Below are 23405 nucleotides of genomic sequence, written 5' to 3'. Positions count from 1 at the left end.
ATAACGCAGCGAAGGCCCCAATCCGGGGCCTTTTGGCGACTATCGACGCATTCCACCTGCCTTGACGGCAACGACTCAGCGCACCGAAGTATGGCGCAGGCCGAACGCGTCGCGGGCATAACCGATGTCGGCGAGCGTGGCGTCGTCGAGTGCAGCGAGGGCTTCGGCTTGCAGCCCTTGTTCGTAACGCACGCGCCACTGATCGACGGTACGGAAGAACAGACTGAGCGGCGTGGTCTGCGCGAGCACGGCAGACGGCACGTTGACGGCATTGGCGGCATTCGCGGCAGACAGGGGGCGGAACATGATGTGACTTCCTTTTCGGGCGCGTTGCGCAGTGCCAGTGGCGGGATGCTGTGGCGGCAACGCACTAGGGATAACCCGAAGCTTATGCCTTCTGCGGGTACTAAAAAAGTGAAATGTTGAGTATGATTTCTTCACTATTATTGAAGTGTCGACGCGCAATAGGGGCCAGATGTTCTGGACGAGATGCGCACCGTCTCTGCGACGCGGGCAGTGGCACGCGCGACGACATACCTCGAGATCACTCAGCGAGCCCGGCACCATGGATTTCCTGCAACTTCAGACCTTCAAGGCCATCGTCGACGAGGGCAGCGTGCTGGGCGCCGCCGAAGCGTTGCACTGCGTGCAGTCGAACGTGACAGCCCGCATCCGTTCGCTGGAACACACGGTGGGCGTGAAGCTGTTCCATCGACAGGGCCGGCGCCTGCAACTGACGCCGAGCGGGCGCACCTTGCTGGGCTACGCCGACCGGATTCTGGCGCTCTCGCGCGAAGCGAGCGCAGCGTTGAATCCGTCAGGCGAACCGTCGGGCGACTTCTCGCTGGGCGCGATCGAATCGTCGGCGACGTCGAGATTGCCGGCGGTGCTGGCGCGCTTTCACGCGGCGTATCCGAAGGTGCGATTGAATCTGGTGACCGACACCTCGCTCAATCTGCTCGACGAGATTCAGCACGGCCGGGTGGACGCGGCGCTGATCGCGGGCACGGCCTGTCTGGAAGCGCAGGCGCAAGCGTTTGTGGTGGCTGATGAAATCTATCGAGAGCCGATCGTGCTGGTGGCGCCTGCGCGAGCCGACACGGTGCACGAAGCGGCAGATCTGGCAGGCGCCACGCTGCTGATGTGGCCGCCGGGGTGCCCGTACCGCGCCACGATGGAGCAATGGCTGGCGGCGAACACCGTCACGCCGGGGCGCATTCTGAGCTACGGCAGCTACGCAACGATCGTGGCATGCGTGGGCGCGGGTGTCGGCTACTCACTGGTGCCGCGTGGCGTGTATCTGCGCTACCGGCAAGAGGCGGCCATCGTCGGGCACGCGCTGGACGATCTGGCCGCCGTGCCCAACTTCTTCGTCCGGCATCGCGGCGTGGATGTGCATCCTGCGCGCGAGGCGTTCCTGAAGGTCATGCGGGAATACGTGTCGGAAGCGCAGGAAGCGCAGGTAGTCTGACGTTCCCGCGTCATGCGAAAGATCGATGACTGGATTGCCTTAGTTTCGTCATCAAATGATAATGGGTCTCATTAACATTTGATGACGGAAACGATGATGTCGCGAGCACGGGTGGCGGGTGAAGAGGTTTCTGGCCGAAGCGCCGTCCGAAGCGCGATGTGCACCGGCACGCCACGCGATTCACACGATTCACACGATTCCCACATGCCGCACGCACTACCGCCGTGGCGCCGCTCGTTCGATCTCGATGGGTTGTCGCTTTCGAAAGGCGTTCAGCATGCGAGTGCTGGCGAGTCCGTTCGCGAATCGCTGGCGGCGGGCGACATCAAAATCGTTTTCCTGCTCGATGGCACGTTGCAGTGGGGCGCTTGCGGCGAGCCGTTGCTCACGGCGGGCGCGGCCAGCGTCAACGTGTGCTTTGGTGCGGCGTCGTTCGATATCGACAATGTGTATCGCCACGCGGGGGCGTTGCGGTATTGCAGCCTGCGGTTGTCCGAAGATTATCTGCGCGCGACTTGCGGTCTCGATGCGAATGCCCTGACGCATCGATGGCGCGACCCGGCACATGGTGTCAGCCACCGTCACCACCCGAATGAATCGCGCGTGATGGGCGATTGGGCGGGCGACAGCGCGGTGCTGACGCGCGCGATGAATGCCGACGAGTGGCGCTGGGCGAGTGCCATGGCATCGACGCCGGAGACTGACGACGCCGACCGCGCTTCGACGATGTCGTCGTCACCCGGTGTCGATGCGCCGTGGCAGCGTCTGGCGCTAGTCGCGCAAACCTTCGAAGCGCTGGCGCGCTGCGCCGCTTTCCAGCCAACCGCAGCAACGCCGGCGAGGGGGGAATCCGCGCGTCAGGTAACGCTGCGCAAAGCATTGCTCGCTGCCCGTGATCTGCTCGACGCGCAATTGCAGACACCCCCGTCGCTGCCGCAACTGGCACGCACCGTCGGCATCAACGTCAACAAACTGTGTGACGGGTTTCGCGAGCAATTCGGCACCACCGTGCACGGCTACGTGCGCGAGCGCCGTCTGACACAAGCGTTTGCCCTGCTCAGCGCCCGCCACATCAGCGTGAGCGAAGCGGCGTGGCAGTGCGGCTATACCGACTCACACTTCTCGAAAACCTTCCGCGCGCGCTTCGGCATGCTGCCGCACACGCTGACGCGCGAGGGCGTGTAGCCGTATTCGTGACGCAATCGCCAGTGATGGTGATGCAAGCGCGAGTGCATCCGTCTGCGCCTCGGCACGATAGCGGGATTGATTCTCAATCTCGTTGGTGTGCTGCTGATGTCTTCGAATATTCCAAGTGTTTTCAAAGCAATGCCGACGGTGGCGCCCGGGGTGTGGCGTGCCGTCGCGATGGCGGCGCTGGCCGTTGTGATGGGCGCAGGGGCGATGCCTACGACAGCGCAGGAGGCGGGGCCTCCCGTCGCACTGAGCGATGTCGACCCGCTGGCCGAACCGATCGGTAAGTCGACCGCTGCTTCAATCGCTGCCTCAACCGCTGCCTCAACCGCTGCTTCAACCGCTGCTTCAACCGCCGACACGGCCGCGTTGCCGACGACCCATATCAGTGCCGCCGCGACGCGTGATCCGGCGGCACAGGGTTCGGTGCTCGGTAAGCTCGCCCCGTCGGTGCGCGATTTGCCGCAAACGGTGACCGTCGTCGACCAAAAGCTCATGGAGCAGCAGGGGGCGCACAGCATTGAAGATGTGCTGCAACAAGTGCCCGGCATCACCGTGCAGCCTTACGTGTTGTTGACGACGGCGTTCTACTCGCGCGGTTTCAAGCTCGACGCTTTCGAGCAAGACGGCGTACCGGTGCTGATGGCCAACACGGCGGCCGGGCCGCAGGACATGACGCCGTACGAGCGTGTCGAAATCATTCGCGGCTCGACCGGCCTCTTCCACGGCACCGGCAACCCGGGCGGGTTGATCAACCTCGTGCACAAACTGCCGGGCAAGACGTTTGCCGCATCGGCGGCGGTCACGCTAGGCAGTTGGGACCGATATCGCGAAGAAGCCGACATCGGCGGCCCGCTCAACGCCAGTGGCTCGTTGCGCGCACGCGTGGCCGTGTCGGACGACCGGCAGCACATGTACTACGACTTCGGCAAGCAGCACGCCACCACCGTCTACGGCGTGGCGGAGGCCGACCTGACGTCCTCCACGTTATTGCGCGTTGGCGTGCAGCACCAACGCACGACATCGACACCGAACCTCGCTGGCGTGCCGTTCTCGACGAAGGGCGGCGATTTGAACTTGCCGCGCTCGATCTTTCTGGGCTCGTCGTGGGACACCTTCGACTGGACCGAGACGCGCGTCTTCGGCACGCTCGAACAGCAGCTCGGTAACGGCTGGGCCGCCAAGCTCTCGGCGAACTATCTCGACGCTGGCGGCGACCTGAAATACGGCGTCGCGTTCGGTGCGATCAATCCGGCGACGGGTGCGGGCAGCCAGCTGACCGGTGCGGCCTATCGTTTCGACAACACGCAGACCGGCGTGGATTTGCAGGTGGACGGCCCGGTGAAATTGCTCGGCCGCGAACACCATCTGCTGTTCGGCCTGCAACGGCTCGAAGCGACCACGCAGCAGCGTAGCGCGGCACTGGTGCCGTCAGTCAACGGCAAACCCGTCGACATTTACCGTTGGGATCCGAGTTCAATTGGCGAGCCCGCGACGAGTCCGTTTTCGAGCGTGACGCCGACGCGAACTGTGCAGAACGGCGCTTATGCGATGGGCCGCATCCGGCTTGCTCAGCCGCTCACACTGGTGCTCGGCGCACGCGTGTCGTGGTGGGATCAGCACGCCCCCGCGAGCAGTTACCGCACCGGCGCGAAGGCCACGCCGTACGGCGGGCTCGTGTTCGATCTGAACGACAAGTGGTCGCTTTACGCGAGCTACGCCGACATTTTCCAGCCACAGACCGTCCTTGATGCGAGCAACAGCCTGCTCAAGCCGATCACGGGCGCAAGCTACGAGGCGGGGGTGAAGGGACAGTTGTTCGACGGGGCGCTCGACGTGTCGCTCGCCGTGTTTCGCATTCGCCAGAAGAACCGCGCGCAGACCGATCCGAGCGTGCCGTGTGTGGGCACGACGTGCCGTTACATCGCGTCGGGCGAAGTGCAGAGTCAGGGCGTGGAAATGCAGGCCAGCGGCCAGATCACCGACGCGTGGAACGTGTTCGCCGGCTACACCTTCAACACGACGAAGTATCTGAGCGACGCCACGATGCAGGGGCAATCGTTTGCGGACTTCGCCCCGCGTCATCTGCTGCGCGTGTGGACCAATTACCAACTGCCGTTCGATGGGCGGCGCTGGAGCGTGGGCGGCGGCGTGGACGTGCAGAGCGAGACGTCGGCCACGTCCAGCGGCATCGTGCTGCGCCAGGGCGGCTACGCGACGCTCAATCTGCGGGCCGGGTATCGCTACAACAAGCACGTGTCGGCCTCGCTCAACGTGAACAACGTGTTCGATCGCCGCTACTACCAAAGCCTGTCGAACGCGAGCTGGAACAACCACTACGGCAACCCGCGCAGCGTGATGTTGACGTTGCGCACTGACTACTGACGATCGACCCGGCCCGTCAATGGCGCGTGCGCGGCTGTCGCCCGGCGGCTGCAAGCCATTCACTATTCACCCACGAGGAATGCATTCATGAAGCACTCGACCTATTTCATTCGCCCCATGTTGGCTGCTTGCCTGCTGGCTATCGGCGCGAGCCTGCCGATGTCAGGTGTGGCGCAGACCGCAGCGATGCAAGCGTCGCAAGCTGCGTCGATCTGCGGCACGTCTGCCGTCATGACGACGACGTTGCAGGGCACCTATCAACTCGAAGGCGAAGGGCCGTTGCCCATTGCATTGGTACTGGCGCCGCGTGACGGGGCCGCTGGTATCGGTTCACGCACATTTCAGGTGACCGGGCTGGTCTCGGAAGGCGAGCACCGTTTCGGTGTGTCCGGGATGGCTTATTGCACTGGCGGGGCAGGCAAAGCGGGCAGCGAGACGCCCGCAACGCTGGCCTTCGACATCACCATGAGCGGTGGCTTCCACGACACCCCGGTCGACGACGAACTGCGACGCGCATGGCCGGCGGGCAAGGCCCCGAAGCGGGCGAGTTCGGTCGGCACGAGCGTCGTGCATGCGGAAATAGCGTTGTCCTCGATGCAGGGTTGGGCCGAAGCGATGCGCACGATCGTGTTGACCGGCCAGCGCGTGATGGGGCCGCGTCATGTGTCGGCGAAGGTGTCGTTCGCGAGCGCGGGAAGCGGCGCAGCCTCCGGGGAGGCGGGGAATGGGCGCTGATGCCATCGATAGCGGCGGCGGCGAGAGTAAGCAGCGTGATTCGGGTGACCTAAGCGACCTGGGCGAACTCAGTAGCGATAGCGAGCGCGCGCTGGGAGCCCGTCTGCCGTGGGTGTGTGGCACCGGGCGCGATGCGTTGGTCGGGCTCTACGATGACGGCATGCTCGCTACGCTGGCAACACGCAGTGAGGCGCGTCGAATGATCGGGATGTTCGATGCACCCGACGATGCCTCGGTGCATGCCGACATCTGGGAGTGTCACGAAGCGGGTGATGAACTGCTGTTGGTGGCGCGCGGCACGCTCGCGATCGATTACGTCGATCTGGCGGGCGTCACCCGGACGCTGGAACTGGCCGGGCCCCGGCTGGCGGTGGTGCCTGCGCGTTGCTGGCACCGGGTGCGGGTACTCGATCCGGCGGTGCTGGCGTTCGTTACGCCCATCGGTCGCACGCGGCGGGCCGCGGTGCCGTTCGGATGAGGAACGTGTCCGCGAACGTTGCACGGACACGTTCCTCTGCGACTCTCGGCTTTACGCCTGTGCGTGTTCGACGATCATCTGCACGCGCGAGACGCCGTTGAACGTGTCGGCGGCCAGCCGGTAGGCAAATCGTGCGCGGCTCGGCAGCGTGTCGGCATGATTGAACCAGATCGCATTGAAGCGCATGCGGCCGCGACCGAGTTGCAGTTTCAGATGCTTGTCCTTGAGGATGGCCTGCGAGAGCACTTCGAATTCGCCCGAGAACACCGGCGGCGGAAAACCTTGCCCCCACACTTGCGCATCGAGCAGCGCCACGAACGGCGGCACGAAGCACTCGTCGCCGATGTCGCCGTCGGTCTCGATCACGCGAGAAAGCGTCTTCTCATCGAGCCATTCCTGCCCGACGGCTTCGAACGCCGCCTGAAAGCGCGCCAGATCATCCGCAGCAATCGTCAGGCCCGCCGCCATGGCGTGGCCGCCGAACTTGCCGATCAGACCCGGTTCACGCTTGGTCACGAGATCGAGCGCATCACGCAGATGAAAGCCCGGAATCGAGCGGCCCGAGCCCTTGATCTGACCATCGTCGCCCGGGGCGAACACAATCGTCGGGCGGTAAAACTTCTCTTTCAGGCGTGCAGCAACAATGCCGATCACGCCCTGATGCCACGTCTCGTTGAAAGCACACAACGTGGTGGCCGCGCGCGGGTCGAAGCGGGCAAGGTCGGCCAGCGCTTCCTGCTGCATGCCGGCTTCAATCTCGCGCCGCTCGCGATTCATCGCGTCGAGTTCTTGCGCGAGGGTCCACGCGCGGGCGTCGTCGTCGGTCAGCAGACACTCGATACCGAGCGACATATCGGCCAGACGGCCGGCGGCGTTCAGACGCGGGCCGAGACCAAAGCCCAGATCGAAGCTGCCAGCCTGCCGGGCATTGCGAGCCGCCGCGCGGAACAGCGCATTGATGCCGGGATGCATACGCCCGGCGCGCATGCGCGAGAGACCTTGCGCGACCAGAATCCGGTTGTTGGTGTCGAGCTTGACCACGTCGGCGACGGTGCCTAGTGCCACCAGATCGAGCAGGGTGTCGAGACGCGGTTGCTCGCGGGCGTCGAACGCCCCGCGCTGGCGCAACTCGGCCCGCAGGGCGAGCAGCACGTAGAACATCACCCCCACACCGGCCAGATTCTTGCTGGGGAATTCACAACCCGGCTGGTTCGGATTGACGATGCAGCGCGCGTTCGGCAGTTCGCTGCCGGGCAAGTGGTGATCGGTAACGACGACTTCGATGCCGAGCGCCTGCGCCGCCGCCACGCCGTCGAGGCTGGCGATACCGTTATCGACGGTGATCAGCACATCCGGCGGGCCGAGCTTGCCGCGTGCGGCAAGTGCGACGATTTCGGGCGTCAGACCATAGCCGTACTCGAAACGGTTCGGCACGAGGTAGTCGACTTTCGCACCGAACATGCGCAGGCCACGTACGGCCACGGCGCAAGCGGTGGCGCCGTCACAGTCGTAGTCGGCCACGACGAGCATCTGTTTGCCCGCCGCGATGGCGTCGGCCAGAAACACGGCCGCTTCCTGTGCGCCCTTGAGTTGTGTGGGCGGGACGAGCCGTGTCAGTGCGGTTTCCGTTTCCTCGCTGGCGGCAACGCCGCGCGAGGCAAACAGGCGGGCCAGCACGGGGTGCACGCCGTCGCGGGCAAGTGTGTCGGCAATGCCGTCGTCGACGGTGCGGGTGACGATGTCGGTCATGCCACCTCCTCGCCAACGCGGGCGAGCGGCAGCAGACGTGCTGCGAGCGGCTGGCGGCGCCAGAACTTGCGCAGGTCGCCGCTGCGCGACAGGATCGTCACGCTGTGGCTGTCGCCGCAGAGTGTGAGGCTCACTTCGCGGGCATTGCCTTTGGCGAGCCGTTCAAGGGCAGGTGCGAGCCAGAGGCGGTCGATTTCGACGAGCGCGTCGCGCCAGCGCGCCCAGTCTTCCATCAGAAAATGGGACGTCAGGGTATCGATCTGGACGAGCGTGCGGCCGTTGGCGGCGTCAATGCCGGCGGCGGTGTCGTGCAGGGAAATTTGCAGATGACGGGCGAGACCGCGCGTGGCGGGGGCGTCGGCCAGCACCGTGACGCACGGCCGGTTCAGGCGCGGGGCGGCGATGCGCTGGCCACCGGCGTACAGCCAGATGGCGTTGACCGGCGGCAGACCGCGAGCCTCGCGGGCCTGATTGGCCGGGTGGTCGTACCACGCCATCTGTACCTCGTTCTGCCACTTGCGCCACGTCAGTTCCGCCTTGCCTTGCGGCAGCCAGATGTCGACGTTGCGACCGGCGGCGCGCGCGGGCGAGGCCGTGAGCAGGTCGCCCAGCACCGGTGCGCTCAGATACCAGCGGTCGGGGCGCGGGGCGATCAGCTCACCGCCTTCTTCCGCCAGCAGCGCGTGGGCGGTGGCGAAAAGCGCGGCCGAGTCTTCCTTGCTCAATTCGAGCTCGGCGGGGTCGGTCAGCACCAGATGATCGGTGGCGATGTGGATGTGCGCGGGTTGGGCGCAGTACCAGAAGCGCGTGTCGAGCGAGCCGCTGTCTTCAAACAGCATGAACGGCGCGAGCGGCGCCCGGGCGGGACCGCCGGGCAGGCCAAAGGCGTCGGCCAGCCAGCGCTCGTGCGGGAGCGTGGGGACAAACGGGTCTTCGGGGATGTCCTGCGCCGACTGGACACCGCGCGCGAGCAACTTTTCGAGCGCAGGCAACTCCAATCCAGCCAGCAATGCAGGCAAGTGGGCCGACGCGGGCAGCGCGAACGGCAGAAGAAAGTGCAGGGCAGGTGTATCCATGTCGAGGCGAATTGTATGGCAAACTTCGCGCTGGCAGTTGGGTGACCCTGACGTCAGGTACGGAACGTGCCGCCTGCTGCGACGCCCGCAACACCTGTAACACCCTCCCGGCGCCGGTTACGGCTCGGGTGGCAGTTGCGCGAAGTGGCGCCGCAAGCCGTCGCAACAAGCCGTCGCCGCGCGGCACAGCATGTTCCGATCGATCCTTATTAAGAATCAGGAATCCGTTTGAAATTCCCATACGAATGGCAGATCGGCTGGCGCTACACGCGCACCGGCAAGCGATCCTCAGGCAACGGTTTCATCTCCTTTATTTCGTTCATTTCCATGGCCGGCATTGCGCTGGGCGTGGCGGCACTCATTGTGGTGCTTTCCGTGATGAACGGCTTCCAGAAGGAAGTGCGCGACCGCATGCTCTCCGTGCTGGCGCACATCGAAGTGTTTGCGGTCGACGGCAACCTGCCCGACTGGCAGCGCACGGCCACCGAAGCGTTGCAGAACAAGAACGTGATAGCCGCCGCCCCGTACGTTGGCGAGCAGGCCATGCTCACGCGCGATGACAACGTGCGCGGCGTGGTGCTGCGCGGCATCGTGCCGAGCGAAGAGGCCAAGGTTTCCGATCTCGGCAAGCAGATTACGGGCGGCACGCTCGCGAACCTGACGCCGGGCAGCTTCGGCATCGTGCTCGGCAGTGAGCTGGCGCGCGGCCTGGGGGTGATCGTCGGTGACAAGATAACGCTCGTCGCCCCGCAGGGCACGATTACCCCGGCGGGGGTGCTGCCACGCGTGAAGCAGTTCACCGTGGTGGCGATCTTCACGGCCGGGCACTACGAATACGACAGTTCGCTGGCGCTGATCGACCTGCATGACGCCGAAACGCTCTTCCGGCTCGACGGGCCCACCGGCGTGCGGCTGAAGATTCAGGACATGGAGCAGGCGCCGATCGTGGCGCGCGAACTGGCCAAGTCGCTGACCGGCAACATGTGGGTGCGCGACTGGACACAGCAGAACAAGAACTGGTTTATCGCCGTGCAGACCGAGAAGCGGATGATGTTCATCATTCTGACGCTGATCATTGCGGTGGCGGCGTTCAATCTGGTGTCGTCGCTGGTGATGACGGTGACCGACAAGTATGCGGACATCGCGATCCTGCGCACGCTGGGGGCGCAGCCTCGCTCGATCATGAAGATCTTCATCGTGCAGGGCGTGACCATCGGCTTTATCGGGGCGCTGCTCGGCATTGCGCTGGGCTGCTTCATCTCGGTGAACATCGGTGTCATCGTGCCGTTCATCGAGCGCATGCTGGGGATTCACTTCCTGCCGCAATCGATTTACTTCATCAATGAACTGCCTTCGGATCTGCAATCGTCTGACGTGATTCGTATCGGCGTGATTTCCTTCATTCTCTCGGCACTGGCGACGATCTATCCGAGCTGGCGTGCTTCGCGCGTCAAACCGGCGGAGGCCCTGCGCTATGAGTAAAGCTAACATGGCGAGCACGCCGAACATCGCCCCGGGTTTCGCCTATGACGGCCCGGTGCTGCGCGCCCGCGATCTGCACAAGACGTTCCGTCAGGGCGAACTCAACGTGACCGTGCTGGCCGGGGCCAGCCTCGATGTGGCTGCCGGTGAGAAGGTGGCGATCGTCGGGGCGTCGGGCTCGGGAAAGAGCACGTTGCTGCATGTGCTTGGCGGTCTGGACGACCCGTCGCGCGGCGAAGTCTCGTTGCTCGGCAAGCCGTTTTCGACGCTCGGCGAGCGCGAGAAGACCAACCAGCGCAATCAGTCGCTCGGGTTCGTGTATCAGTTCCACCATCTGCTGGCCGAGTTCACGGCGCTCGATAACGTGGCGATGCCGCTGCGTATTCGCCGGATGCCGACCGAACAGGCGCGCGAAGTCGCCATGGCAATTCTGGAGCGCGTGGGGCTGGGCTCGCGGGTGAAGCACCGTCCGGGCGAACTCTCGGGTGGCGAGCGTCAGCGCGTGGCCATGGCGCGTGCGCTGGTGACGCAGCCGGCGTGCGTGCTTGCCGACGAGCCGACCGGTAATCTCGACGGACATACCGCCGAGAGCGTGTTTTCACTGATGCTGGAGTTGTCGGAAACCCTCAAGACCAGCTTCGTGATCGTGACGCACGATATCGATCTGGCCCGGCGCTGCGACCGCGCACTGCGGCTTCGCGACGGGGTGCTGGAAGCGGCTTGAGTGGGGGCGGGGTGCCATCCGGCATCGGGCATTAGTCAGTCGCCGTGAATGCCAAAGTGAGACACAGGACGCCGGGATGATCCCGGCGTTTTGCTTTCTGAGAAGGTGATGTTTCGGTCCCAACCGGCGAAATGAGGGGGCGAGCGGGAAGGTGCCATGCCGCTTGTTTCAGCAGATTCCGAGGGGTAGACGCGGCGTTGTCCGATGGTCACCGAAGGGAGAGCGTGCGAGCCTTGTCATCGCCCCGTAGAATTAGCGCTCAAGGACACCTGACCATGTGGATCGATACCCATTGCCATCTCGACGCCGGTGAGTTCGACGCCGACCGCGACACCGTCATTGCCGACGCGCGAGCCGCCGGCGTGCACGGGCTTGTCGTGCCCGCTGTCGAATGTGCGACGTTCGACGCCGCGCGCGCCGCCGCGCGTGCAATGCCGGGCGGCGCTTACGCGCTCGGCATCCATCCGCTCTACACGCCACGCGCGAAGGATGAGGATATTGGGACGTTACGTCGCGCAGTCGAACAGGCGATGGGCGACCCGCGCTTCGTCGGCATCGGCGAGATCGGCCTCGATTTCTTCGTCAAGACGCTCGATCCGGCGCGGCAGCAATTCTTCTACGTCGAACAACTGAAGATCGCCCGCGATTTCGATTTGCCGGTGATCTTGCATGTACGGCGCTCGCAAGACGCGCTGCTCAAGCAGTTGCGCATTTACACGCCCCGTGGCGGGATCGCGCATGCGTTCAACGGCAGCCGTCAGCAGGCGGATATGTTCATCGAGCGCGGCTTCTGTCTGGGATTTGGCGGGCAGATGACGTTCGATCGCGCGTTGCAAATCCGGCGGCTGGCGGTCGACCTGTCGCTCGATGCGCTAGTGCTTGAGACCGATGCGCCCGATATCGCTCCTGAATGGCGCTACAAGCAGCGCAACAGCCCGGTCGAACTGCCGCGCATCGCGAGTGTACTTGCCGCGTTGCGCGGCGTGACGCCTGAGATGCTGTCGGGGGCCACCTGTGCCAATGCGTGGCGTGTGCTGCCGCGCTTGCCCGGTGCCATGGCGATGGCGCCCGGCGAGGCGGGTGGCGCTGAGACTGCTTTCCTTTCTTCCCGTTTCCCTTCCAGCGAGTCCGGATCGCACTGACGCGTCGTCGTCGTGAGGACCTTTTGCCATGACGCGGTGACGTCATGAGAACCGTGCTGCTCGCGTGGGTCGCCGGTATCTGGTGGCTGCAACAGTCGGCGGTGCTTCCCTCTACGCGATGGATTGCCGTGGTCAGCCTCGTTGCGGGTGGTGGGCTGATGGCGGTTGGGGGCTGGTTTTGGTTGCGTTCGCGGGGGCTGAATGAACTCGATGCTCTCCGGCGCGCGTGCCTCCTGATGGTTCTGGCCTCATCTGCTGCCGTGCTGGGCTTCACGTGGGCCGGGCATCGTGCTGGTCAACGATTGGCCGACGCCTTGCCGGTGGCGATGGAAGGCCGGGACATTATCGTGACAGGCGTTGTCGCCTCGCTGCCGGTCGGTACCGGTGGCGGACTGCGCTTTGTCTTCGATGTGGACGCGGCGTTTCTTGAAAAAAGCCGGCGCGAACGCAAGGGCGAACTGCGGGAGCGCGCGGGGACTGTTGACTCGCCTGATGCCGAGCCGACGCGACCCGTGGTGGCTGTGCCGCACCGTATTCAGCTTGTCTGGCCGGGGCAAACGGGCAGAAACCAGCGCCTTGTTCCGAGGGCAGGCGAGCGATGGCGATTGCCGGTGCGGCTGAGTGTGCCTCGCGGCTTTGCCAACTGGCATGGTTTCGATGCAGAATTCGCCGCGTTTTCGCAAGGGATTCGTGCAACCGGCTATGTCCGGGCGAACGGCAGTCGCGCAAGTCGCCGCCCCGACGGAAGACGCGATCCCGGCGGAACACAAGATGCATTAGGGCGGTCGGCGCAACGCGGCGCGCCCGCCGCGCGCCGCCTCGATGCCGGTCCCGTGCCCGGTTACCGGCTGGCCGCGTGGCGTGAGCGGTTGCGCGACGACTTTCGTGCCGCGTTGGCGCCTGACGCTCGCTACGGCGGAGTGCTAATGGCGTTGGCGCTGGGCGAGCGTGGCGATATCGCGCCGGACGATTGGCAGATCTTCGCCGATACGGGCGTGAGCCATTTGCTGGCGATTTCCGGACTGCACGTGTCGCTGGTGGCCGGGGCGTTGGCATCGCTCGCGGGGTATTTGTGGCGGCGCTCGTTCGGCCTGCATGTCGGTCTGCGCTTCGGTTTGCCACTATGGTGGCCCGCACCCAAGGCGGCAGCGGTGGCAGGGTTGGTGGCGGCAGTGACCTACGGCGCGATTGCCGGGTGGGGCGTGCCGGCGCGACGGGCCGTCGGCATGGTGGCGATTCTGGTCCTCGCGCTGCTGACCGGGCGCATGGCCGCGCCCTCGTATGTGCTGGCGTGGGCGCTCGCTGTCATTGTCGCGTTGGACCCGTGGTCGGTCGTCAGCCCCGGCTTGTGGTTGTCGTTCGGCGCTGTCTCGGTGCTGGTGCTTGCGGGACGCCGCAGAAACGAAACCGAACGTCGTCGCGCGAACGGGGGCGGGCGAGCGCAACCGCAACCGCAACCGCAACCACCATCTGCGGTTGATCCGATCGTCGACCGGATCGAGCAGAGTGCGCTCGCGCGGTGGCGACAAGGGTTTCGGATGCGATTCGGGCAGGCGGTCCGCGCACAACTCGCGATCACACTGGGGATGGTGCCGTTAACACTGGCTTGGTTCGGAACGGTGCCGTTGCTTGGGCCGCTTGCCAATGCGGTCGCCATCCCGGTCATGACGCTGATCGTCACGCCGTTGGCGTTGCTGAGTTTGCTGTTGCCCGCAGCGGCGGCGCAGGTCGCGCTTGCCATCGCCCACGAAACTGTCGTCTGGCTGGCGGAAGGGCTGCGGATGTTGTCCCAATGGCCGTGGGCGGTCTGGCGTCCCGGCATCGCCCCGGTCTGGACGATTGCGCTGGCATCCGTCGGCGTGGCGGCGTGTCTCTGGCCCGCGTCGGGTTGGGTGCAACGCACGGGGGCACGCTGGGTGACGCTGCGGCTTACCGGTTTCGCGTTGCTATGGCCCGCGCTGCTTTCGTCACCACAGCGGCCCGCCGCAGGCGATTTTCGCGTGACGATGCTGGATATCGGACAGGGCAACGCCGTCCTCGTCGAGACAGCGACGCGCACGCTGCTGTTCGATACAGGGCCGCCGCTGGGCTCGCGCGCGGATGCCGGGCAGTACGTCATCGTGCCGTATCTGCGTGCGCAAGGCGCGGCGCGACTCGACGGGCTCATCGTGAGCCATGCCCACGACGACCACTACGGCGGGGCAATCAGCGTGCTCAAAGCGTATCCGTCGACCCCGATGATCTCGTCGTTGCCGGGCTCGCATCCTGTCCGGCGCGCGGCGCAGTCGCATCGTACGTGCCGGTCGGGGCAGCAATGGACATGGGACGGTGTGACGTTCCGATTCCTGCATCCCGATACACCGACCCTGCGCGCCGGGTGGGCAGGGCGAATTGGCCCGAACGGTCTCAGTTGCGTCCTCCACATCGCCAATGGCCGTCACAGCGCGTTGCTCGCCGCCGACGCCGAAGCGCCGCAGGAGCAACGCTTGCTGACGCGGTTCCGCCGAAGTCTGCTGCATGCCGATGTGTTGCTCGCCCCGCATCATGGCAGCTTGACGTCATCGACTCCGGCGTTCGTGAAAGCGGTTTCGCCGCATCATGTCGTGTTTCAAACGGGCTACCGCAACCGCTTCGGACACCCGCGTCCGGCCGTCGTCTGGCGCTATCGCGTCGTGGGAGCTAGCGTTTGGCACAGTGTTCGGCACGGGGCGGTGCGGTTCTCCTTTTCGCGGCGGGGGATCGACGCTTTGGCCTACCGCGACGTCCATCGGCGATATTGGTCAGCGTGGTCGGCGGACGATTCGGGTGTTTCCCCGGCCGCAGGCCCGCCCGATTCGACGGAAACCTCTACCGGTCGCGGGCAGACGGTTCGCTAGAATGGTCCGGCGAGCGCGGCCAATCGGTGCTGAATGTGCTGAAGTGCGTTGACCAAGTGGGTTGACGAGCGCATTGACGAGTGCACTGATGAGTGCACTGAATAACGCGGGTGCGCGCCAAGACCAAAAAGATTCCATGACAAGAGACATCATCCATTTTTCGCACGGCAACGGCTTTCCGGCTGGCGTGTACCGCAAGATGCTCGGCGCATTGGCCGACGAGTACGACGTGCGCGCCATCGATCGTATCGGCCACGATCCGCGCTACCCGGTGACGCCGGGGTGGCGCTATCTGCGCAACGAGCTCGTCGACACCCTCACGCGCCAATATCACGGCGAGCCGGTCTGGCTCGTCGGTCATTCCCTCGGCGGATTTCTCAGTCTGATGGCGGCGCTCAAGGCGCCGCAGTGTGTGCGGGGTGTCGTCATGATCGATTCCCCGATCGTCACGCCGGGCTGGCGCACGCAGATGCTGCGACTCGGGATGCTGACCGGTCTCTACGAACGGATGTCGCCGGCAGGGGTAACCAAGAAGCGCCGCGATCGCTGGCCGGACTGGGAGTCGGCCTGGCAGCATTTTGCGAGCAAGCCGGTGTTCGCCAGTTGGGATCAGGATGTGCTGCGCGACTATATCGACTGCGGTACCCTGCCGACCGGCGAGGGCGAAGCCCGGCGGCTGGCGTTCGCGCGCGAGATCGAATATCGCATTTACCTGACGTTGCCGCCGCTGCTTGCCGTGCGGGCGATGCGCGGGGTGCCGGTGCCGGTGGGCTTTCTCGCGGGCACCGAGTCGCGCGAGCTGCGTCAGGCCGGCATGCGCGCGACGCGGCAAATCGTCGGCACGCATTTGCGTTACGTGCACGGCACCCACCTGTTCCCGATGGAGCGCCCGCTCGAGACGGCCGCCGCTGTACGCGACATGCTTGCGGAACTGCGCGGGGGTTATCGCCGGCCACTCGCCGCCTGAGCGCGTCAGCCTTGCTGGGAACGGCGCACGCGACACCTGTCAAGGTCAATATTTGCCGTTTGGCACGTCGAGGGCAGGGCTGCTTTCGGGTATAATCCGGCTTTCCCGCGAGCAATTACTGCGATGACTAAATTCGTTTTTGTCACGGGCGGCGTGGTTTCCTCTCTTGGTAAGGGAATTGCTGCCGCATCTCTGGCCGCGATTCTCGAATCGCGTGGCCTAAAAGTCACCCTCCTCAAGCTTGACCCCTACATCAACGTCGATCCGGGCACGATGAGCCCGTTTCAGCACGGTGAGGTGTTCGTTACCGAGGACGGCGCAGAAACCGACCTCGATCTTGGCCATTACGAGCGCTTCATCAGCGCCAAAATGCGCAAGGCGAACAACTTCACGACGGGCCAGATCTACGAATCGGTGATCCGTAAGGAACGCCGGGGCGAGTATCTCGGCAAGACCGTTCAGGTCATTCCGCACATCACCAACGAGATTCAGGCGTTCGTCGAACGCGGCGCGCGCTCGGCATGGGACGGCCATCCGGACGTCGCCATCGTCGAAATCGGCGGTACGGTCGGTGACATCGAGTCGCTGCCGTTCCTCGAAGCCGCACGTCAGATGAATCTGCGTCTGGGCCGCAACAGCGTGGCCTTCGTGCACCTGACGCTCGTGCCGTACATCGCGACGGCCGGTGAGCTCAAGACGAAGCCGACGCAACACAGCGTGCAGAAGCTGCGCGAGATCGGCATCATGCCGAACGTGCTGCTGTGCCGCGCCGACCGTCAGATTCCGGAAGACGAGTGCGCCAAGATTTCGCTGTTTGCGAACATCCCGCAGGACGCCGTGATTTCGGTGTGGGACGTCGATACGATCTACAAGATTCCGCAGATGCTCCACGATCAGGGCATGGACAAGATCATCTGCGACGAACTGAAGCTCGAAGTGAAGCCGGCCGACCTGTCCATGTGGACCCGTCTGGTGCAGGCCGTTGAGAACCCGAAGCACGAAGTGACGATTGGCATGGTCGGCAAGTACGTCGATCTGACCGAGTCGTACAAGTCGCTCATCGAAGCCCTGCGTCACGCCGCGATCCATACGGAAACGCGCGTGAACATCGAGTACATCGATTCGGAACAGGTCGAGAAGGATGGCACCGATGCGCTCAAGCATCTGGACGCTATTCTCGTGCCGGGCGGTTTCGGCCGTCGGGGTACCGAAGGCAAGATCAAGGCGATTCGCTTCGCCCGCGAGAACCGCGTGCCGTACCTTGGCATCTGCCTGGGCATGCAGCTCGCCGTGATCGAATTCGCGCGTGACGTCGCCAAGCTCGGTGGTGCCAACAGCACGGAATTCGACCCGTCGTCGCCGCACCCGGTCGTGGCGCTCATCACCGAGTGGCAAGATCGCGACGGCAAGATCGAGCAACGTACGGAAGATTCGGATCTGGGCGGCACGATGCGCCTCGGCTCGCAACGCGTGCCGGTCAAGACCGAAACGCTGGCCTCGCGCATCTATGGCGACACGGTCAACGAACGTCACCGTCACCGCTACGAAGTCAACAATCACTATGTGCCGCAGCTCGAAGCCGCTGGTCTGGTGATCTCGGCACGCACGCCGACGGAAAATCTGCCGGAAATGATGGAATTGCCGCAGCAGGTACACCCGTGGTTCGTGGGCGTGCAGTTCCACCCGGAGTTCACCTCGACGCCGCGTGACGGCCATCCGCTGTTCAAGGCGTATGTCGAGGCGGCGCTGGCAGGTCAGCAGTCGCGCAAGAAAGCGGCCTGAGGCTGAGCTGCGGGCGAGAAACAAGGAGTTCCCATGAAGCTGTGCGGTTTCGAGGTTGGCCTGAACCAGCCGTTTTTCCTGATTGCAGGCACTTGCGTCGTCGAGTCGGAGCAAATGACGATCGACGTCGCCGGTCAGCTCAAGGAAATGACGGACGCGTTGGGCATCCCGTTCATTTACAAGTCGTCGTTCGACAAGGCGAATCGTAGTTCGGGCAGGTCGTTTCGCGGCCCGGGCCGCGAGGCCGGTCTGAAGATCCTCGAAGAAGTACGCCGCCAGCTCGGCGTGCCGGTGCTCACCGACGTGCACACCGAAGAGGATGTGGCTGTCGCCGCACCCATCGTCGACGTGCTGCAAACGCCGGCATTCCTGTGCCGCCAGACCGATTTCATCCGTGCCTGCGCCCAGTCGGGCAAGCCGGTGAACATCAAGAAGGGGCAGTTTCTCGCACCGCACGACATGATCAACGTCATCGACAAGGCCCGCGACGCTGCTCGCGAAGCCGGTCTGCCGGATGACGTTTTCATGGCTTGCGAGCGCGGCGTCTCGTTCGGCTACAACAATCTGGTCTCGGACATGCGCTCGCTGGCGATCATGCGCGAGACCGGTGCGCCGGTCGTGTTCGATGCTACCCACTCGGTGCAATTGCCGGGCGGGCAGGGCACCAGCTCCGGTGGTCAGCGCGAATTCGTGCCGGTGCTCTCGCGCGCTGCCGTGGCCGTGGGCGTGTCGGGCCTGTTCATGGAAACCCATCCTGATCCGGCCAAGGCCCTTTCGGACGGCCCCAATGCCGTGCCGCTCGGCCGCATGCGCGAACTGCTCACGACGCTCAAGACCATTGATGCGGCCGTGAAGCAGGGCCAGTTCCTGGAAAACAATTTCAACTGAAATGAGACACACCGTCCTGGGGGCACTATCAGTACGCCCACAGGACGGGTATAGCGGTGCGACGCCTTGGCAGCCTGGCGTCGAGTCGTTAAGCTTGTCGCGCAGCGGGACAAAGTGCCCGCCGCGGGGCGAGCCCCAAGGAGATGCCAGCGTGCCGTACGCCGAGCGCACCGACGACATCGATGTCACCCCACAGGCCGCCGTGCCTCATTTCGAGGCGCCGTTGTTCCCCCGTTTATGTAATGCCTTGCCGGTGCGCGCGCGAGCGCGGCATCGGTGCCTACGTCAGGATTCGGCGCGCTTGTTCGCGCCCGGCGTGGGGTTGGCTTGACGGGCTGCGGCGCGATGCAGGTTCCCTTTAGCGTTTTGTCTTTCAGATATTGAGGAATTCATGAGTGCAATCGTAGATATCATCGGGCGCGAAGTGCTGGATTCGCGTGGCAACCCGACGGTCGAGTGCGACGTGCTGCTGGAGTCGGGTGTGATGGGCCGCGCTGCGGTGCCGTCGGGCGCATCGACCGGTTCGCGCGAAGCCATCGAACTGCGTGACGGCGATAGCAGCCGTTATCTTGGCAAGGGTGTGCAGAAGGCTGTTGAGCACATCAACACCGAGATTTCGGAAGCCATCATGGGTCTGGACGCCGCCGAACAGGCCTTCCTGGACAAGACCCTGATCGAGCTGGACGGCACGGACAACAAGTCGCGCCTCGGCGCGAACGCCATGCTGGCCGTGTCGATGGCCGTGGCCAAGGCCGCCGCTGAAGAAGCCGGCCTGCCGCTGTATCGCTACTTCGGCGGTTCGGGCGCGATGCAAATGCCGGTGCCGATGATGAACATCGTCAACGGCGGTGCGCACGCCAACAACAGCCTGGATATCCAGGAATTCATGGTGATGCCGGTCAGCCAGACCAGCTTCCGTGAAGCCCTGCGTTGCGGCGCCGAAATTTTCCACGCACTCAAGAAGATCATCGCCGACAAGGGCATGAGCACGGCCGTGGGCGACGAAGGTGGCTTCGCGCCGAACTTCGCGTCGAACGAAGAGTGCCTCAAGACCATTGAGGAAGCCGTCGAGAAGGCCGGTTACCGTCTGGGCGACGACGTCGTGCTGGCGCTGGACTGCGCATCGACCGAGTTCTTCAAGAACGGCAAGTACGAGCTGGCCGGCGAAGGCCTGTCGCTCACGTCGGAAGAGTTTGCCGACTACCTGGCTGCGCTGTGCGACAAGTTCCCGATCGTGTCGATCGAAGACGGCATGTCGGAAGACGACTGGGCCGGCTGGAAGATCCTGACCGACAAGCTGGGAAAGAAGGTGCAACTGGTCGGTGACGATCTGTTCGTGACCAACACCAAGATCCTGAAGCAAGGTATCGAGCAAGGCGTCGCCAACTCGATCCTGATCAAGATCAACCAGATCGGTACGCTGACCGAGACGTTCGCCGCCATCGAGATGGCCAAGCGCGCCGGTTACACGGCCGTGGTGTCGCATCGCTCGGGTGAAACCGAAGATTCGACGATCGCCGATATCGCCGTGGGCACCAACGCCGGTCAGATCAAGACCGGTTCGCTCTCGCGTAGCGACCGTATCGCCAAGTACAACCAGCTGCTTCGTATCGAAGAAGATCTCGGCGATATCGCGACGTACCCGGGCAAGGAAACGTTCTACAATCTGCGCTAATTCCGATTCCCGGGAAGTGAGCCCCGAGTCCGCTCGGGGTCCTGTTCCCGGATTTCCTGCCAGGCGAAAGCATGCGAATGGTGACCTTGGTACTGGTGCTGCTGTTGGCAGTCATTCAGTATCCGCTCTGGTTCGGCCACGGTGGTTGGTTGTATGTGCACGAACTGCGCGACCAACTGAGCGCCGAACAGCAGAAGAACGAGCAGTTGAAAGAACGTAACGATCGTCTTGCCGGCGAAGTGCAGGATTTGCAGGAAGGCACGTCGGCGATCGAGGAACGCGCTCGTTTCGAGCTGGGGATGGTCAAGGACGGCGAGGTGTTCGTGCAATTCGTCGCACCCGACGGCAGTAGCGGCCCGCAAGCCGCCTCGGGCGCCGACGCGCCCCTCGTGTCGTCGAACGAACCTGCTCACAAGACCGTGGGCAATACGCCGCCCGCAGCGCCTGCCTCGCAGGCCAAGGGCAAGAAGGCGCAGCATCACTGATCGCTGCTACTGCTGCTGGCAGGATCGGTGGCACGGAAGTCGTACGTTGAATGAAAAAGACGCTCAAATGAGCGTCTTTTTTTATTGTGTTTGCCGGGACGTCAAAAGCCGAACCCGACCCCAACCGTCGTGCGTGGCCCGTACCACCCGGGGCCGTAACCGCCCGGTCCGTACCACCCGGGTCCGTACCATCCCGGCCCGCCCCAGCCACTGTAAAAGTAGGCGTTGCTCGCGTAGCTGCGCATCGCATCGTCGATGGCGCGCTGAAGGCGCTCGCGCTCGATCGTACGTTCCTGCTCGTCGTAGATGCGTTTGTTCAGGCGCGTCAGGTCTTGCTGCTGCTCGGCCGTCAACGCGGCTGCGGCCTGCGCCGGCTGCGATTCCGGCAAGCGGGCGGAAGGGGCGTCCGGCGGCGGCAGTTGCCATTGCGCGCAGCCCGCCACCAGCGTCAGCAGGCACGCACCCGCCGCGCCGACCATCCGTTGAATCGGTGATCGAAGCGGTGAGCGACGCCGCGAGAGGCGGGCGGGGGAGGCGGGCTGCGGTCGGGTCATGTCGACTTCAATGATGCTGCGAAGGCGCCGAGTGCGGCTGCTCCGAGAACAGTTGCGCCGCGTCCACCTTGTCGAAGTGATAGGTCTGACGGCAGAACTCGCAGGCTACTTCCACATTGGGGCGTTCGTCGAACACGCTCATCACTTCGGCTTCGCCGAGCGTTCGCAGCATGTTGGCCACGCGCTCGTGCGAGCAAGTGCAACGAAACGAGACGGTTTGCGGATCGAACACACGCACGGTCTCTTCCCAGAAGAGGCGGTGCAGCAGCGTTTCGCGGTCCGTCGAGAGCATTTCATCGCGCTTGAGCGTATTGCCCAGTTGGCAGACACGGTTCCACGTGTCCTCATCGATCTCCGGCGCACGTTCCGCGCCGCTACCCGCCGTGCCGCCGTGTCCCGGCAGCTTTTGCAGCAGGACGCCCACGGTGCGGGTATCGTCGCTCGCCAGCCACAGGCGCGTATCGAGCTGTTCCGAGTGGTGCATGTAGTGTTCGAGCACCGAGGCCATATCGGGCAGCGGGCCATGCTCGTCGGACAGCGCCACCACGCCCTGATAGGGTTGCTGACCCGGTTGCTTGACGCGCGGGTCGAGCGTGATCGCAAAGCGGGCGCGGCCATTCACGTTGACCATCGCCTTGAGCGAGGCGTCGTCCGGAATATCGCCGCTGTACTTGGCGGTGGCACGCATCGTGAAATCGGCATTGCACTCGACGACGATCATGCTGACCGGGCCGTCACCGTGCAGTTGCAGGACGAGCGCGCCGTCGAACTTGATGTTCGCGGTGAACAGGGCGGCAGCGGCCATCATTTCGCCAAGCAGATGCCGGACCGGTGCCGGGTAGTTGTGACGTTCGAGCACGGCACGCCAAGTGGTGTCGAGGCTGACGTATTCGCCTCGCACGGGCGCGGCGTCGAACATGAATTTTTGAAGCTGATCGGACACGGTCGAATTCCTGAAAAATGCGGCAACGCCGGCGAATCGTGCCTCAGAAAGGCGCGCGCAGGGCCGGCGGTTGACGTGGATGCTGCAATATCTGGGGGCACGCGCCGCATTTTCAACACTGGGGCCTGTTTTGACCGGTTTTGCCGGTTTTGGGCCGATTTAGCCCATTTAGCCCATTCTCGAGGGCGCCTATGCACCGGGCCCGCCGGCGCATGCAACGCCCTCCCTTCACCTGCTTAGCCGATGCGCACCAGTTGTTCCTTGAACACCTGACGGCGCGACGCATACGTATCGGCGTTGCGCTTGAGATTGGCCACTTCTTCATCGGTCAGCTCGCGCACCACCTTGGCGGGGACGCCAAGGATCAGCGAGCGGTCCGGAAACGTCTTGCGCTCGGTCACCAGCGCACCGGCGCCGACCAGACTGTCGCGGCCGATGACCGCGCCATTGAGCAGCACGGCCTGGATGCCGATCAGCGAATTCTCGCCCACCGTGCAGCCGTGCAGCATCGCCTGATGGCCGATGCTCACGCCTTGCGCCAGCGTCAGCGGGAAACCCGGGTCGGCGTGCAGGACGGCACCTTCCTGCACATTGGTACCGACGCCCACGCGAATCGGTTCGTTATCGCCGCGAATGGCAACCCCGGGCCAGACGCTGCTGTTCTCGGCAAGGACTACCTCGCCGATGATCGTTGCGGTGTCTGCCACGAAAGCACTTTCGTGGATCTGCGGGGTCTTGTCTCCAAGTTTATAGATCGGCATGGCGGCTTTGGTTCGCGGTTAAAATCGACGAAATTGCTATT

General features: G+C 64.2%; 20 protein-coding genes. 14 read left to right on the top strand and 6 right to left on the bottom strand.

Going from position 1 to position 23405, the window contains the following annotated elements; all coding sequences use genetic code 11:
- Nucleotides 1-75: 75 nt before the first annotated feature.
- On the bottom strand, nt 76-306 hold the full coding sequence (locus CDV46_RS27120; protein WP_170935960.1) for a DUF1127 domain-containing protein: 231 nt from the start codon (nt 304-306) through the stop codon (nt 76-78).
- Nucleotides 307-565: 259 nt separating this feature from the next.
- Between CDV46_RS27120 and CDV46_RS13245 the strand changes: the two genes are divergently transcribed.
- The 5 genes from CDV46_RS13245 (at nt 566) to CDV46_RS13225 (ending at nt 6260) form a co-directional block, all read left to right on the top strand.
- A complete protein-coding gene (locus CDV46_RS13245; protein ID WP_176399075.1) occupies nt 566-1471 on the top strand; it encodes a LysR family transcriptional regulator in 906 nt (301 codons plus the stop codon).
- Between the two features lie 204 nt (nt 1472-1675).
- Nucleotides 1676-2656 carry a helix-turn-helix transcriptional regulator gene (locus tag CDV46_RS27420; protein WP_254916041.1) on the top strand — a complete coding sequence of 327 codons (981 nt, stop codon included), beginning with the start codon at nt 1676-1678 and terminating at the stop codon, nt 2654-2656.
- Between the two features lie 78 nt (nt 2657-2734).
- Nucleotides 2735-5047 (top strand): TonB-dependent siderophore receptor, encoded by a 2313-nt coding sequence (locus tag CDV46_RS13235; protein ID WP_087722946.1) that lies wholly within the window; start codon nt 2735-2737, stop codon nt 5045-5047.
- Between the two features lie 87 nt (nt 5048-5134).
- The gene (locus CDV46_RS13230) at nt 5135-5782 is read left to right on the top strand and encodes a hypothetical protein (protein ID WP_087722944.1); all 648 of its coding nucleotides are present in this window, start codon (nt 5135-5137) and stop codon (nt 5780-5782) included.
- On the top strand, nt 5772-6260 hold the full coding sequence (locus tag CDV46_RS13225; RefSeq protein WP_087722943.1) for a hypothetical protein: 489 nt from the start codon (nt 5772-5774) through the stop codon (nt 6258-6260). The genes CDV46_RS13230 and CDV46_RS13225 overlap by 11 nt, the downstream gene beginning before the upstream one ends.
- Nucleotides 6261-6311: 51 nt before the next feature.
- On the opposite strand, the gene recJ is transcribed toward CDV46_RS13225, so the two are convergent.
- Together recJ and CDV46_RS13215 are read right to left on the bottom strand one after the other, a co-directional pair.
- On the bottom strand, nt 6312-8009 hold the full coding sequence (gene recJ, locus CDV46_RS13220) for a single-stranded-DNA-specific exonuclease RecJ (RefSeq protein WP_087722941.1): 1698 nt from the start codon (nt 8007-8009) through the stop codon (nt 6312-6314).
- Complete coding sequence (locus CDV46_RS13215) at nt 8006-9085, bottom strand: regulator (RefSeq protein WP_087722939.1); 1080 nt, start codon at nt 9083-9085, stop codon at nt 8006-8008. Before CDV46_RS13215 ends, recJ begins: the two co-directional genes overlap by 4 nt.
- A 228-nt stretch (nt 9086-9313) precedes the next feature.
- Here CDV46_RS13215 and CDV46_RS13210 point away from each other — a divergent pair, with 228 nt between their 5' ends.
- The 9 genes from CDV46_RS13210 to ftsB all read left to right on the top strand — a co-directional run bounded on the left by CDV46_RS13210 (nt 9314) and on the right by ftsB (nt 21106).
- Nucleotides 9314-10567, top strand: coding sequence for a lipoprotein-releasing ABC transporter permease subunit (locus CDV46_RS13210; protein ID WP_058379397.1), 1254 nt, complete (start codon nt 9314-9316; stop codon nt 10565-10567).
- A 7-nt stretch (nt 10568-10574) separates the two neighbouring features.
- The gene (gene lolD, locus CDV46_RS13205) at nt 10575-11291 is read left to right on the top strand and encodes a lipoprotein-releasing ABC transporter ATP-binding protein LolD (RefSeq protein ID WP_087688220.1); all 717 of its coding nucleotides are present in this window, start codon (nt 10575-10577) and stop codon (nt 11289-11291) included.
- Nucleotides 11292-11566: 275 nt separating this feature from the next.
- The gene (locus CDV46_RS13200) at nt 11567-12433 is read left to right on the top strand and encodes a TatD family hydrolase (RefSeq protein ID WP_087722937.1); all 867 of its coding nucleotides are present in this window, start codon (nt 11567-11569) and stop codon (nt 12431-12433) included.
- 44 nt (nt 12434-12477) lie between these two features.
- Nucleotides 12478-15309, top strand: coding sequence for a DNA internalization-related competence protein ComEC/Rec2 (locus CDV46_RS13195; protein WP_087722935.1), 2832 nt, complete (start codon nt 12478-12480; stop codon nt 15307-15309).
- A gap of 136 nt (nt 15310-15445) precedes the next feature.
- Nucleotides 15446-16276: an alpha/beta fold hydrolase gene (locus CDV46_RS13190; RefSeq protein ID WP_087688733.1), complete on the top strand. Its 831-nt coding sequence runs from the start codon at nt 15446-15448 to the stop codon at nt 16274-16276.
- Nucleotides 16277-16399: 123 nt separating this feature from the next.
- Nucleotides 16400-18058, top strand: coding sequence for a CTP synthase (locus tag CDV46_RS13185; protein WP_058379394.1), 1659 nt, complete (start codon nt 16400-16402; stop codon nt 18056-18058).
- Nucleotides 18059-18091: 33 nt separating this feature from the next.
- The gene (gene kdsA, locus CDV46_RS13180) at nt 18092-18946 is read left to right on the top strand and encodes a 3-deoxy-8-phosphooctulonate synthase (RefSeq protein ID WP_087722933.1); all 855 of its coding nucleotides are present in this window, start codon (nt 18092-18094) and stop codon (nt 18944-18946) included.
- 391 nt (nt 18947-19337) lie between these two features.
- Complete coding sequence (gene eno, locus CDV46_RS13175; protein WP_058379392.1) at nt 19338-20621, top strand: phosphopyruvate hydratase; 1284 nt, start codon at nt 19338-19340, stop codon at nt 20619-20621.
- Nucleotides 20622-20692: 71 nt separating this feature from the next.
- Complete coding sequence (gene ftsB, locus CDV46_RS13170) at nt 20693-21106, top strand: cell division protein FtsB (protein ID WP_087688216.1); 414 nt, start codon at nt 20693-20695, stop codon at nt 21104-21106.
- Between the two features lie 101 nt (nt 21107-21207).
- Here ftsB and CDV46_RS13165 read toward each other — a convergent pair whose 3' ends face one another.
- From CDV46_RS13165 to CDV46_RS13155, 3 genes are all read right to left on the bottom strand, one after another.
- The gene (locus CDV46_RS13165; protein WP_140413359.1) at nt 21208-21660 is read right to left on the bottom strand and encodes a hypothetical protein; all 453 of its coding nucleotides are present in this window, start codon (nt 21658-21660) and stop codon (nt 21208-21210) included.
- 7 nt (nt 21661-21667) lie between these two features.
- Nucleotides 21668-22603, bottom strand: coding sequence for an Hsp33 family molecular chaperone HslO (gene hslO, locus CDV46_RS13160; RefSeq protein ID WP_087688214.1), 936 nt, complete (start codon nt 22601-22603; stop codon nt 21668-21670).
- Between the two features lie 236 nt (nt 22604-22839).
- Nucleotides 22840-23364: a gamma carbonic anhydrase family protein gene (locus CDV46_RS13155; protein WP_058379389.1), complete on the bottom strand. Its 525-nt coding sequence runs from the start codon at nt 23362-23364 to the stop codon at nt 22840-22842.
- Between the last annotated feature and the right edge of the window lie 41 nt (nt 23365-23405).

The organism is Pandoraea sp. PE-S2T-3 (genome assembly GCF_002179965.1).
Classification (GTDB): domain Bacteria; phylum Pseudomonadota; class Gammaproteobacteria; order Burkholderiales; family Burkholderiaceae; genus Pandoraea.
This window is presented reverse-complemented; position numbering and strand designations above follow the sequence as displayed.

Coding starts and splice junctions, on each gene's coding strand:
- CDV46_RS27420 (WP_254916041.1), top strand. CDS start 1,676: ATGCCGCACGCACTACCGCCGTGGCGCCGCTCGTTCGATCTCGATGGG.
- CDV46_RS13190 (WP_087688733.1), top strand. CDS start 15,446: ATGACAAGAGACATCATCCATTTTTCGCACGGCAACGGCTTTCCGGCT.
- CDV46_RS13215 (WP_087722939.1), bottom strand. CDS start 9,085: ATGGATACACCTGCCCTGCACTTTCTTCTGCCGTTCGCGCTGCCCGCG.
- CDV46_RS13200 (WP_087722937.1), top strand. CDS start 11,567: ATGTGGATCGATACCCATTGCCATCTCGACGCCGGTGAGTTCGACGCC.
- CDV46_RS13155 (WP_058379389.1), bottom strand. CDS start 23,364: ATGCCGATCTATAAACTTGGAGACAAGACCCCGCAGATCCACGAAAGT.
- kdsA (WP_087722933.1), top strand. CDS start 18,092: ATGAAGCTGTGCGGTTTCGAGGTTGGCCTGAACCAGCCGTTTTTCCTG.
- CDV46_RS13225 (WP_087722943.1), top strand. CDS start 5,772: ATGGGCGCTGATGCCATCGATAGCGGCGGCGGCGAGAGTAAGCAGCGT.
- CDV46_RS13195 (WP_087722935.1), top strand. CDS start 12,478: ATGAGAACCGTGCTGCTCGCGTGGGTCGCCGGTATCTGGTGGCTGCAA.
- CDV46_RS27120 (WP_170935960.1), bottom strand. CDS start 306: ATGTTCCGCCCCCTGTCTGCCGCGAATGCCGCCAATGCCGTCAACGTG.
- ftsB (WP_087688216.1), top strand. CDS start 20,693: ATGCGAATGGTGACCTTGGTACTGGTGCTGCTGTTGGCAGTCATTCAG.
- eno (WP_058379392.1), top strand. CDS start 19,338: ATGAGTGCAATCGTAGATATCATCGGGCGCGAAGTGCTGGATTCGCGT.
- CDV46_RS13230 (WP_087722944.1), top strand. CDS start 5,135: ATGAAGCACTCGACCTATTTCATTCGCCCCATGTTGGCTGCTTGCCTG.
- recJ (WP_087722941.1), bottom strand. CDS start 8,009: ATGACCGACATCGTCACCCGCACCGTCGACGACGGCATTGCCGACACA.
- lolD (WP_087688220.1), top strand. CDS start 10,575: ATGGCGAGCACGCCGAACATCGCCCCGGGTTTCGCCTATGACGGCCCG.
- CDV46_RS13185 (WP_058379394.1), top strand. CDS start 16,400: ATGACTAAATTCGTTTTTGTCACGGGCGGCGTGGTTTCCTCTCTTGGT.
- CDV46_RS13245 (WP_176399075.1), top strand. CDS start 566: ATGGATTTCCTGCAACTTCAGACCTTCAAGGCCATCGTCGACGAGGGC.
- CDV46_RS13165 (WP_140413359.1), bottom strand. CDS start 21,660: ATGACCCGACCGCAGCCCGCCTCCCCCGCCCGCCTCTCGCGGCGTCGC.